The organism is Nitrosomonas sp. sh817 (genome assembly GCF_030908545.1).
In the GTDB taxonomy this organism is placed as follows: domain Bacteria; phylum Pseudomonadota; class Gammaproteobacteria; order Burkholderiales; family Nitrosomonadaceae; genus Nitrosomonas.
The window spans coordinates 1,708,323-1,720,281 of record NZ_CP133083.1 but is presented as its reverse complement, the minus strand read 5'-3'; the positions used below and the strand labels follow the sequence as shown (position 1 = coordinate 1,720,281).

7 protein-coding genes are annotated in these 11,959 nt (G+C 49.1%); 2 read left to right on the top strand and 5 right to left on the bottom strand.

Features of this window, described 5'->3' with window-relative positions:
* From ppk1 to RBH92_RS08035, 3 genes are all read right to left on the bottom strand, one after another.
* Entirely contained in the window at window positions 1-2,082 is a 2,082-nt protein-coding gene (gene ppk1 / locus RBH92_RS08045; RefSeq protein ID WP_307933947.1) for a polyphosphate kinase 1, read from the bottom strand.
* Between the two features lie 56 nt (window positions 2,083-2,138).
* Complete coding sequence (locus RBH92_RS08040; protein ID WP_307931594.1) at window positions 2,139-3,260, bottom strand: PQQ-dependent sugar dehydrogenase; 1,122 nt, start codon at window positions 3,258-3,260, stop codon at window positions 2,139-2,141.
* A 638-nt stretch (window positions 3,261-3,898) separates the two neighbouring features.
* Window positions 3,899-4,933, bottom strand: coding sequence for an IS630 family transposase (locus RBH92_RS08035; RefSeq protein ID WP_307931593.1), 1,035 nt, complete (start codon window positions 4,931-4,933; stop codon window positions 3,899-3,901).
* 43 nt (window positions 4,934-4,976) lie between these two features.
* Here RBH92_RS08035 and RBH92_RS08030 point away from each other — a divergent pair, with 43 nt between their 5' ends.
* Window positions 4,977-8,099 (top strand): energy-coupling factor transporter transmembrane component T family protein, encoded by a 3,123-nt coding sequence (locus RBH92_RS08030; protein WP_307931592.1) that lies wholly within the window; start codon window positions 4,977-4,979, stop codon window positions 8,097-8,099.
* A 22-nt stretch (window positions 8,100-8,121) separates the two neighbouring features.
* Here RBH92_RS08030 and RBH92_RS08025 read toward each other — a convergent pair whose 3' ends face one another.
* Window positions 8,122-10,242 carry a TonB-dependent receptor family protein gene (locus tag RBH92_RS08025; RefSeq protein ID WP_307931591.1) on the bottom strand — a complete coding sequence of 707 codons (2,121 nt, stop codon included), beginning with the start codon at window positions 10,240-10,242 and terminating at the stop codon, window positions 8,122-8,124.
* A gap of 412 nt (window positions 10,243-10,654) precedes the next feature.
* Here RBH92_RS08025 and RBH92_RS08020 point away from each other — a divergent pair, with 412 nt between their 5' ends.
* Window positions 10,655-11,440: a hypothetical protein gene (locus tag RBH92_RS08020; protein WP_307931590.1), complete on the top strand. Its 786-nt coding sequence runs from the start codon at window positions 10,655-10,657 to the stop codon at window positions 11,438-11,440.
* Window positions 11,441-11,465: 25 nt separating this feature from the next.
* On the opposite strand, the gene RBH92_RS08015 is transcribed toward RBH92_RS08020, so the two are convergent.
* Window positions 11,466-11,897 (bottom strand): glycine zipper family protein, encoded by a 432-nt coding sequence (locus RBH92_RS08015; RefSeq protein ID WP_307931589.1) that lies wholly within the window; start codon window positions 11,895-11,897, stop codon window positions 11,466-11,468.
* Window positions 11,898-11,959: the final 62 nt, after the last annotated feature.

The following is an 11,959-nucleotide window of genomic DNA, read 5'->3' as shown; positions in this document are numbered from 1 at the left end:
TTACGAAGGCGTGACATCGCAATAATGCTCCAACAAGAGCTGCTGCGCCGAGCGGGGTTTTGAAGTACCGGGTTTTAGCCGCTTGTACGAACCGTCGCTTTGCAGCATCCACGCTTGCGTGTTGTCCGACAGATAGTTCAACAAGCCGTAATCCAATACCGTGTCGCTGGTGCGTTTTTCTTCGATAGGAAAACAGACTTCCACGCGGTAATGCAGATTGCGCGTCATCCAATCGGCGCTGGAGCAAAAAACCAATTCCTCGCCGCTGTTGTGAAAATAATAAACCCGGGTATGTTCCAGAAACCGGCCGACGATGGAACGCACGGTAATATTCTCGGAGACGCCTTTAATGCCGGGACGCAGACAGCAAACACCGCGAATGATCAAGTCGATTTTGACATTGGCTTGCGATGCCTTATACAACGCGGCAATGATCTCCGGATCGACCAGCGCGTTCATTTTGGCGATGATCCAGCCTTTTTTCCCCGCATTGGCTGCGCTGATTTCTTTTTCGATAAAGGTGAGGATGCCTTTGTGCAAAGTGAATGGCGACTGCAGCAATTTCTTCAGCTTGCCGGCGCGTCCTAAACCGGTCAATTGATGAAACAACTTATTGACGTCTTCGCCGATTGCCTTGTCGCAGGTTAACAAACCGTAATCAGTATAGATCCGGGCGGTGCGCGCATGATAATTGCCGGTACCCAGATGCACGTAGCGGCGCAACAGCCGGCCTTCGCGCCGGACCACCAGAATCATTTTGGCATGGGTTTTATAGTTGACCACCCCGTAAACCACGTGTGCGCCGGCATGCTGCAATTCACTCGCTAATTCGATATTGGCTTCTTCATCGAAGCGCGCGCGTAACTCTACCACGACGGTCACTTCCTTGCCGGCACGGGCCGCACCCTTCAGGATTTCGACGATCACCGAATCGGCGCCGGTGCGGTAGAGCGTTTGCTTAATCGACAGCACATTGGGATCGGCGGCTGCCTGGCGCAGAAAATCAATAACCGGCGCAAACGATTGGAACGGGTGATGCAGCAGGATATCGCCGTTATGCAGGACGTCGAAGATGTTGTTGTTTTTAACCAAGCGTCTGGGTATGTCCGGTGTGAAACCGGGAAATTTTAATTCCGGGCGGTCGACCAGATCGCAGATGGCGAGCAACCGTCCCAAATTGACCGGCCCCGTGACTTGATAGAGATCGCCGGATTGCAAATCGAATTTTTGCAGCAGGAATTGGCTCAGGTTGGCCGGGCAATTGTCGGCGACTTCCAGCCTTACCGCATCGCTGAACCGGCGTGACGGCAGCTCGCCTTCGAGCGCGCGCAGCAAATCGTCAATTTCTTCGTCGTCGATAAACAAATCGCTGTCGCGCGTAACTTTGAACTGATAGCAGCCGGTGACATTCATGCCTGGAAACAGATCGCCGACATGCGCATGAATGATTGATGACAGCATCACAAAATCATGACCGCCGCCGCCTACCTTCGCGGGAAGATGAATAATCCGCGGCAACGAGCGCGGCGCTTGCACGATGGCCATGCCGGAATCCCTGCCGAAGGCGTCTTTACCTTCCAGCGAGATGATGAAATAGAGGTTCTTGTTCAGCACACGCGGGAACGGATGTGCCGGATCGAGACCGATCGGGCTTAATACCGGTAGCACCTCATCCTTAAAATAGCGGTGTATCCAGCGGCTGGTTGGAAGCTTCCATTGCGAGCGGCGCAACAGCCGGATATTGTCCTTGGCCAATGCGGGAATGATCAGGTTGTTCCATACGCTGTACTGTTCTTCGACAAATTGATGCGCGGTTTCGCTGACGCGCGCCAAGACTTCCGAGGGCGACAGGTTGTCGGCGCCGGTTTGGGTTGAACCGTACTTGACTTGCTGCTTCAACCCGGCCACGCGGATTTCAAAGAACTCATCCAGATTGGTGCTGGCGATGCATAAGAAACGCAATCGTTCGAGCAACGGTAAGCTCTCGTCTTTGGCTTGTTCGATCACCCGGCGGTTGAATTCCAGCAGACTGAGTTCACGGTTGATATACAGCGCGGCATTTTTTAGATCGAGGGTTTCCATGGATGTCGATGACTGCTCGGATAGGGTTGTAGCGGGGGATTCCGGGTTTCGCATTGTCATTGAGATTGCTTGGGGGTCAGTTTGAGCAGTTTGCCGTTTTCTTCATCGGTCAGCAGGTACAACGCGCCGTCGGGGCCTTGTTCAACATCGCGGAAGCGTACGGTATTCATCAGTAATTTTTCTTCATTGCGTATTGTATTGCCGTCATGTGTCAGTCTTGTGACATGCCGTCCAACCAGCGCGCCGGCAAATAAACTGCCGCGCCAGCCCGGGAACAGATTGCCGGTATAAAAAACCATGCCGGACGGCGCGATCGATGGTGTCCAATGATGAATCGGCTCCTCGAAACCTTGTTCGGCGTGTTCGTCCTTGATCGGTGTTAAATCGTAATGCACACCATAGCTGGCTTTCGGCCAGCCGTAATTTTTCCCAGGTTTGGGAATGTTAATTTCGTCACCGCCTTTCGGGCCATGCTCGTGAATCCACAACTCGCCGGTTTTCGGATGAATCGCCGCGCCTTGCACGCTGCGGTGACCGTATGACCAGATTTCGGGTTTTGCTTTGGGATCGTTGGCAAACGGATTGTCGGCGGGGATCGATCCATCCGGGCGGATGCGGATAATTTTGCCGAAATAATTGTCGGTTTGCTGCGCTTCTTCCAAGTAATTGCCGCGGTCGCCCAAGGTGATGAACAGATTGCCGTCCGGCGCAAACGCTAAGCGCGAACCGAAATGCACGCCGCTTTCGGTTTTGGGCAGTTGCCTGAAGATTACTTTCAAATTTTCCAAACTGCCGTCCTTCAATTCCGCGCGTGCCACCGCGGTACCGGCTTTAAACCCTTCCGGCTCGGCGTACGACAGGTAAATCACCCGGTTTTTTGAAAAATCCGGATCCAGTGCGACATCCAGCAATCCGCCTTGCTGCTGCGCGAACACCGCCGGTACACCCTTGATAGGTTCCGACACGCGCCCATCCGGTGAAATCACGCGCAAGCGGCCAATTTTTTCAGTAACCAGCACATGGCCATCCGGCATGAACGCCATACCCCACGGAAATTGCAAACCCTCGGCGACCAAACGGACATCGAATCCGGTTTGGATGCGTTGCGCGTGTAACGGAGGTGAAATGGTAAAGCTGGCAAAGATAACGAAAAAAAGAATTTTCAGTTGAATCCGCATGATGATGACCGGTTGGTGGACGTTAACTTTTCAACTGTACCATTCCTGACAGACGGTCTCAATACCGGAAAAATAGCGCATGATCCGGTGAGTGCGCGGGCGCGTCCTTTGATAACCTTGTTCCGTTCATTTTCCTGTGTCTTGCCGGGGAGTTAGCTAAATCGCATCTTTTACGGACGGCCTGTGACAAAAATCATAGACAGCATTCCCGCAATTTATCAGAATGAGCAGCCTGGGGGCTTATTACCAATGATGACTGAGACTGCGAATCGTGAGTGAACCATCCAAAACCGACGGCAATTCTTCCCAGATTACTTCCGGAATAGCTTTTGTCGCGCTGATATTAGGGCTTTTTGCCGTCCAGAATACCATTTTTCAGCCAACCCGGCCGCCGATGGAAAATACCGACAGGGCATTCAACGAAAATGTTCGTTCGCGGCTCTGGCAGGATCCTTTTCAGGCAGTAGAAGAGCATCGCAAATTGCATCAGACTCAGAAAAATACAAGTCATCCGATGTTGCCTGCCGAGATATCCTATATCAAGGACAGAAATCTGCCGGAAGAAATTACTTTCAAGATATCGAAGGATCCGAACAGTGGAAAGAATATATTATTATTGATCCGGCCATTAAATAGTTTTAAGCGGCATATTTTACATATGGATCTTGGAAGTAAGAAGCAACACGCTCTGGATTGTTCTCCAGCATCGTCATGTGATCGTTGGCAGCGTTACGCAATTTTTCCTTGGTACGCGTCGGCACTTTAGAACCGATAGCCTGTTTCAAATCTGAATTTAATCGCTCTTCTGGATTTAATTCCGGACTGTAGCTGGGCAAATAAAAGCATTCGATTTTTTCCTTATTTTCTTCCAGCCAAGCCTTTACTGGTTTGCTGTGGTGTACTCTCAAATTATCCAGGATCAAGAACACTTTTTTCTCCGTATCTTTGATCAGAAGCTCAAAAAACTCAATGAGCCGATCCGAATTGAAATTGCCATCGATAATCTGCCACCGTGCACAACCTTTGTTTGTCACTGTGGCAATCATTGACAGTCGTTGTCGTGTACCAGGCGCATAGGCTACCGGCGTTTTTCCCTTGGGTGCAAAACCACGTCCTCGCACATCCGTGTTGACTAGTGCTGTTTCATCACCCCAGTGAATTTCACCGCCTTCAGTTCGAGCGCGTCTGGCTATCTCCGGGTATTGCTCATTGAGCCATTGCTTTACCGCTTCCGGGCGTTGTTCGTGAGCACGCCGGATCGGCTTCTGCGGGGTAAACCCCCATCGTTTAAGGTAGTGCCCCACCGTACGTATCGGCATGGATAGGCCACATTCCTGCTGGATTAACTGACTCACCGCGCCACGATTCCACAATGCAAAATCCATCTTCAGTTGCTCAGGACGCTTATCGCAAATAAGCCGTTGCAATCTCAACTCCTGCTCTTCGCTGAGGCTGCGCTTGTCACCCACGCTTCGTCCCCGTCTACCAGGTTTTAGTCCAGCTGCGCCAGCTGTTTCATAAAGTCGAATAATCTTCTTCACAGCCGTGTCGCTCAGTTCCGTTATTTGCGCTATTTGCACAGAAGTGCTGCCTCGCTTGTAAAGACGAATCACTTGCCGCCGCCGTTCATGCAGCGCTTCATCCTTTAAGGTTCTTGCATCTATTTTCTCCATTCTTCTATGGGCATGCAATATCACTCAAAGTTCAAACTATTTATTGGCCGGGTCTATAAAACCGGAGGATGATAGAAATAAGCATGCGTATGAACATGATGACCGGGAACCCAAGCCGGTTTGTTATGATGAGAGAATTGCAAAAAGAGATTCCGCCTATGACGATACCCAGGTGATTGCAAACTCAATCGAAGAATTGCAATGTCATATCAAGCTTGAGACAGAGAATCCCAATAAGCATTTGCAGATTCTTGCAGTCATGGTGCCGAACGGTCCTTACGCCGAAGACAAGGAATGGCGGTTACGCACTCGCTATGCTGTGGTGGCAGCACTGACAGAACTTGGTTATACGCCCGAAGACCCGGAACATATCGATTATGTTGACTTCGACAGAACCTGCAAGACGGCGCTCCAGGAATTACGCGGAAATCGTAATGATCAGGAATTAAAAAGAAAAACGCATTTCTGTCACATGGGTTCGGTGATGCCGTACGAATGGTTTTCTAAGAATAAACAAGAAACCATTTTGTTGCTCTGGCTGGATAATGGTGGATTTGTTAATCCCGATAATCGGATACCGTTAAAAATGCTGGGTTTCTTAAAGAGTGAAGTTCTCTCTAAATTTGATCGGAAATATAATTTTAATATCATCGGTCCGTTTGGTTCTGGTGCATTGGATACGATGTATCGTGAGGTATTCGCTCTTAATGAAAAGGATAAGAAATCAAAATATTATAATAACCTTGAGGATACTTCATTTTATGTGGCCGCCGCCACAGTCGATTTCGAAAAAGTCTATCCGGGGAGAAACAATAAGAATTGGCTTGATCAAAAAATTATCCGGACAATCGGTACACAAGATAACTTGGCCAATTTATTACTCTGCGAATTGGCATTGCGGGGAGTAACGCCGTACCATGTTGGAACCGGAACGACTCTGTCTGATAATTGTTCAGTAAGGCTGAGCTTAGATGAATTTAGGCATAGGGGATATGATTCACCGCATCATATCGTATTGATCGGCGAGAGGGATACCTATTATTCCCAACGATTGACAGATACTTTTTTAGATGCAATCAAAAAATTCGATGTAAAAGAGAAAGATAAAACTCCATGGATTCATACGTATAGTTACTTGCGCGGCTTGGATGGCATCACTTCGGAACATGCACCTTCCGGTCACAAGGAATCCAAAAATAAGAACCACGAACAACAAGCAAACAATACAAATGCCGCGGAAGCCCGGGAACAAATGGAACGTCCCGTTGGCCCGAGTCAACTCGATTATCTACTCAATCTAGCCGGGCAAATCAAACGGCTTGACAAGCAATATGCGCACGAAGGCGGTATCAAGGCCATCGGCATCACCGGGCACGATGCTTACGACAAGCTTCTGATCTTGCAGGCATTGCGCCTTCAGTTTCCCGGCGTGTTGTTTTTTACCACCGATCTCGACGCGCGTTTTTTGCATCCATCTGAAATTAAGTGGACACGTAATTTGTTGGTTGCGTCGCCATTCGGTCTGCAGTTAAACGAAGACTTCCAGAAAAAAACCCCGCCTTTCAGAGAGAATTATCAGACTTCTTTATTCTTAGCTGCGCAGCTTGCACTGTGTAAAGACAAAGAGAAGCAAAAAAATAGTGAGTGTAATTCTGATATTTTCAGAGTTGATCGCACAGAATGGACAGACAAGCCACGATTGTTTGAAATCGGTAATGAGGGTGCTGTGAATATTAGCCATGAGCCTAATAGATTTTTGGATTCCTATGATGGTGATTTTCAAAGATTTATAAAAGACTCACAGCTTATTACTATTGATGAAAAGATAAGGTTTGAAAAATATTACGATAACTACGAATTAAAAACATTGTTGAGTTCTTTCGCCATGATGATTCTAATGGCGGTGCTTGTTATTACTTTTTTTACACCCAAAGATTTTCGGAAACTTCTAATCTGTTTTGTTTTTGTCTTGGTGTTTTGTTCAGCGATTGCCTATTTTGTTTTTGAGATTGATTTCGAGTTTAAAAACCAGCTTGAGCCATTATCGTTTACCAATGGCACCAGCATGTGGCCTTCCGTGTTGATGAAGGTTATGGCGATACTTCTTGCCGCATATTTCTTCTACCGTATTCACAATAAATTATCGGTCAGCTTTGGAGATACAAGAAAACAATATCTTCAACCAGATGAGAAACAGGGTGATTTGGAAAATGAAAGAGATAAGACTTTCAATTGTAGTGGTGCAGAAAAGATATCGATTGATTGTTGGAGAGATGATTTATTAAATGAGAAAATTAAAAATAAGCGAGGAAATGAAGATGAACAAAAAATAAAAAATAATCAGAAAATTGAGGATAAAAAGCCCATTAAATTTTCCACGCTTTGGGATGAATATCGATGCTGGGGGAAGTGGGAATTTACATGGAAACGAGTAAGTATCGCTTTGTTAGTAACTTCAGCTTTAGTTATTGCTACATTATTTACTTCGCTCAATGATGTTACATTCCACCATATCCGCGGGCAAAGCAATTACGAGATCAACTTATGGTGGTTTGGGCTTGCGACTCTATCCTATGTGCTGTTAATTCTGTATGTCGCCGAGAGGGTGCATTTAAGCAGTCATTTCATCAGGTTGCTGGCCAACCCGAAAATTGAAATCGATTGGCCGGAAGCGGTAAGGAAAACCTACCGGAATAAATACGGTTTACCCGAGGAAGTCGTGCGTTATCGCATCTTGCTGGATTTCATCAACCATCATACCTCCGTGCCGAACAAGTTCATTTATTACCCGTTCTTTTGCTTGTTTCTGATCGTCATGTCGCGCAATTATTACTTCGAGAATTGGCCGACCACACCCTTTGTATTGGTCGTTTATGCGTTTTTCGCGCTCCTGACGCTGATCAGCGCGATCCGGCTCCGAGTTGCCGCGGTGTATGCGAGAGATCAGATCCTTGACAAACTTGAAAACAATTCAGCAGATGCACCTGTTAATGCCACCTGGCATCAAGACCAGGGCAACGCGTTCAAATTTCAATCGTTTATCAGCGAAATCCGGGATTTCAAGGAAGGTATCTACCGGCCGCTCGCATATCATCCGATGGTGCTGAACTTGCTCGTACCTTTCAGTAGTATCGGCGGCATTTATTTGATTGAATATCTGATTTAATCCTGCTGACTAATAAAGCCGATCAAAACACCACAATCCGCACCCGCATGCCGCCGAACAGATTGAGCGGCGGGCCGGGTTCGTAGTAGCGGCCAAGTGCCGCATTGATGCGGGTATTAGCGTTGTAGTCGGCATCGAATAGGTTGTTGACGCCGAAAAAGATCGAACTTTCAAAGTTGTTGCGCCGCAATTCCCATCCCGCCAGCAGTTGCCCGAGGATATACGCCGGATTGGTGGCGGTATTGACATCATTGACATAAAACTGGCCGACGCGGTGCACGTGCAGTTGCCCGAAAAAACCGAGCGGGTGCGAATAGCGCAGCAATCCTTCCCAGCGGTGCCGCGGAATGCCCGGAAAAGTATTGCCTTTCAGGTCGGCGTTGTTGACGGTATATTTTTCAAATTCAAAATCGGAGAAGGTATAACTGACTTCGCCGCGCAAACCTTTCCATTCCGGCGTTGCCAGCCGCGTTTCGACGCCGATGCGGCGCGATTGGCCGGCGTTGCGGAAAAACGCCCGGCCCGGCGAGGACGGCAGTTCAAAGGGCGTAATTTCATCCCAGGTTTTAATGAAAAATACCGCGGTGTCGTATTGGAATCCGGCGGTATTTCCGCGAAAGCCGAGTTCGTTGCTGAGCGAAGTCTGTGGATTCAGATTGGGATTGAATCCACCCCGGCCTGCCGGATTATTGAGCAATTCGGTGGTGGTTGGCGCTTCGAATACGGTTGCGGTGTGTGCGTACAATTGCTGCCGGTCCGAGACGTGATACACCAATCCGGCGGAGCCGCTGCCTTGCGAAACCGTGCGCGAACCGGATTCATTGCCGTCGTTCCGGAATTGATCCTTGACCTGATAACGCAACCAATCCCAGCGCCCGCCAATCACCAGATCCAATTTGTCCACGATGTTCCATTCATTGCGGATAAACGGCCCGATGCTGTGCACGCGTTCGATCTGACTCAGATTTAACGCATCGCGCTTGCCGAAATTGTTATTGAAGCGCTGCCGATCGTCATTCTGAACGCCGTAATCGGCGCCGATCAAAAAACGGTTGGGGCGGTTGAACAATTGATGATCGTTGACAAATTGCGCCATCAATCCGCCGACCAAGCGGTCGAACTGCACTTGCCCGCCGTCGAAAAACGGTTGCCGGCTTTGAAAATCTCGGTGCAGCATGTGCGCGGTGACGGTGAATTCCTTGCCGGCGGCAGGGCGCTGGCGGAAGCGGACGCCCATTTCTTCCTGACGGATTTCCTCGCCGGCGTTGTATTGCACGTTACGGGGCGATGCTTGCCGTGGATTCGCCTGCATTTCCGCATAAGTCAGTCCGCCCGGGTCTTTCGACAGCGGTGAGTAAAATTCGCGGAATACCAGCATCAAATCGGAATTCGCACTGGTTTGAAAATTCAATTTGGCTTGTGAAAAGGTATTTTGCATCGCGCTATGATCGCGCCAGCCGTGTTGCTGCAGATGCGAACCGTAGAGACTATAGCCGAAGCCGCCTTGCCGTCCGCCCATGAATAGCTCGGATTTCGTATAACCGTACTCTCCGAATACCTGGCGCGGCATGATGACGAATTTCTCGTTCGGCGTTTCTCGCGTGGTGATGTCGATCAACCCGCCGGAGGCATTACCGTAGAGCGCCGCCGATGGGCCGCGTACAATGTCCATGCGCTCGATCAACGACGGATCAATTGAGTCCAGTTGCGTTTGGCCGTCCGGCAAGGTGGCCGGAATGCCGTCGACACGCATTTGAATGCCGCGCACGCCGAACGGTGAGCGTGCGCCGAAGCCGCGAACCGAGATCTTTAAATCCTGGGTGAAATTGAATTGATTCTGAAAAAATACCCCTGGCGTGCCGCGCGCAAACTCATCCAGTGTTGCGCCGGGCTGATAGCTATGTTGCGTGTCGCGCTTGATTTGCGTGATGCTGTTCGGAATTTGCTCAGGTGTACGCTCGCTGCGGGTAGCAGTGATGGTGACCGGGCTTAGTATCGCGGAAATTCCCCCAGTTTGATCGTGCGCGGCAGCGGCGGGTGATAACACCATCAAGCCGATGAACGGCAGCCGGGACATAATCGACTGGTTTTCCGGAGAATTGCAATCGGAATTTTGATGATCGGTTATTGATTTCGACAACATGACAGCAAGTGTATCATTCCACTTTGCCGCATGAGGTCTACACTATGATTTGTAATTAGAAGAACTGAAACCGTGCCGCAAGTTTGTGCCGGGCGGCATCGCTCACGGAGCGGAGAAAAAACAAACGGCATTACTAGGAGTGATTTGCCGTTTGTTAGATAAATTACTGACAATAATTATTGTTTTTATAACTAATTTCAGACTTGTTATTGGATGAGTACATCGCAACCGGTCAGAAAAATTTTCTGAACTTGCCGTGCAAACATTTATTTTGCCGACGAGTGGTAAATTACTGATTTATCCTTTTCAATACAATAGCCTATCATGCCTGATTCCGTAGTCTCTTTGTCCTGACTTTGCCCTATGCCGTCGTTTTCCAATTTGAACAATAATTTCTAGCGAGCTAATAACCATGACCATGCAGAGGAACCGGATCATTCTGCTCGGCGCCAGTAATCTGACGCTGTCGTTGCGTCTGGTTATTCAAATTCTGCAGCGGCGATTGGGTGAACCCGGTGAAATTTTCACGGCAATCGGACATGGCCGGGCGTACGGTTGCTACAGCGAAATGTTGTTGCGCGGCTTGCCGGGTATAGCGGATTGCGGGTTGTGGCGGCAACTGGATACTTCAGATGAACAAAAACAACCGGTATATGCGTTGTTGACCGATATCGGCAACGATATTATGTACGAATTGCCGCCTGAGAGAATTTTGCTGGCGCTGGAATGGTGCGTTAAGCAATTGCAGCGCCTTTCCGCGCAGATTGTCATGACCGGCTTGCCGATGGCGTCGATCGAGAACCTGACGGAGAAACGTTTCACTTTCTTTCGCAATCTTTTTTACCCATGCTGCCGGTTATCCAGAAATGAGGCCATCGCTCGCGTGCGGACGATCCATGCCGGATTGGTTGAGATGGCGGCGCGTTATCGATTCACGTTGGTTGAACAGCAAGCCTGCTGGTTTGGCGCAGATGGCATTCATGTGAAATTTAAACGAAGGGCGGACTATTACCGCAATGTTTTGAGCGGATTCACTGAAGCGGATCATGAACCGGAACCCGGTTATGATGACCGTCCGTCATTGCCGTTTTGGCAACGGCGGGCGACCTTCGCATACAAGACGATTCTGGGACGGGAATTTGTTTGTCCGCAACCCAGCGGATTGCTGTTGAACGGTTCGAAAGTTTTTAAGTACTAAAGTGTAAGAACTCTCAGTGTTTCCGTTACTGCCAGCCGGTTACTTCATATCCCTTTTCCTGTAAGCAACGCGATACAAAGTTGATGTATGCGGAATTGGGTTTTGACGATCTTGAAGAAAATAATAAGCTGCGGAGGAATCCGGCCGTGGCGCCACTGGCTGCGCCGATCAACGAACCTTGTCCCGCTGCTCCGTAAATCGCGCCACCTACGGCACCGCTGGCGGCACCCACACCAGCCCCCATGGCGGTGCCGGTTGCAACATTACCCAGTTGTCCAGCACCTTCCTTGGCGCCGGATGATTCCGCTAATTCTCTGCATGCTTCAATATCCTGTTCTGCTACTTGTTTGCCGACCGATAGAAAATGCGAATTGGGATAGATGACCGGACCTGTAGTGGAGCACGCGGATAGGCTCAGAAAAATTAATCCAACCAGCGATATTGTCAGTATTTTCATGGCTGCAGTCCTTTATTTGCTTGAGTGCACAGTTATTCTGAATCAGTATAGCCGGAATTTTG

Bases quoted from the DNA above. Each gene is read 5' to 3' on its own strand.
- ppk1 (WP_307933947.1), bottom strand. From the start codon at position 2,082: ATGGAAACCCTCGATCTAAAAAATGCCGCGCTGTATATCAACCGTGAA.
- RBH92_RS08040 (WP_307931594.1), bottom strand. From the start codon at position 3,260: ATGCGGATTCAACTGAAAATTCTTTTTTTCGTTATCTTTGCCAGCTTT.
- RBH92_RS08035 (WP_307931593.1), bottom strand. From the start codon at position 4,933: ATGGAGAAAATAGATGCAAGAACCTTAAAGGATGAAGCGCTGCATGAA.
- RBH92_RS08025 (WP_307931591.1), bottom strand. From the start codon at position 10,242: ATGTTGTCGAAATCAATAACCGATCATCAAAATTCCGATTGCAATTCT.
- RBH92_RS08020 (WP_307931590.1), top strand. From the start codon at position 10,655: ATGACCATGCAGAGGAACCGGATCATTCTGCTCGGCGCCAGTAATCTG.
- RBH92_RS08015 (WP_307931589.1), bottom strand. From the start codon at position 11,897: ATGAAAATACTGACAATATCGCTGGTTGGATTAATTTTTCTGAGCCTA.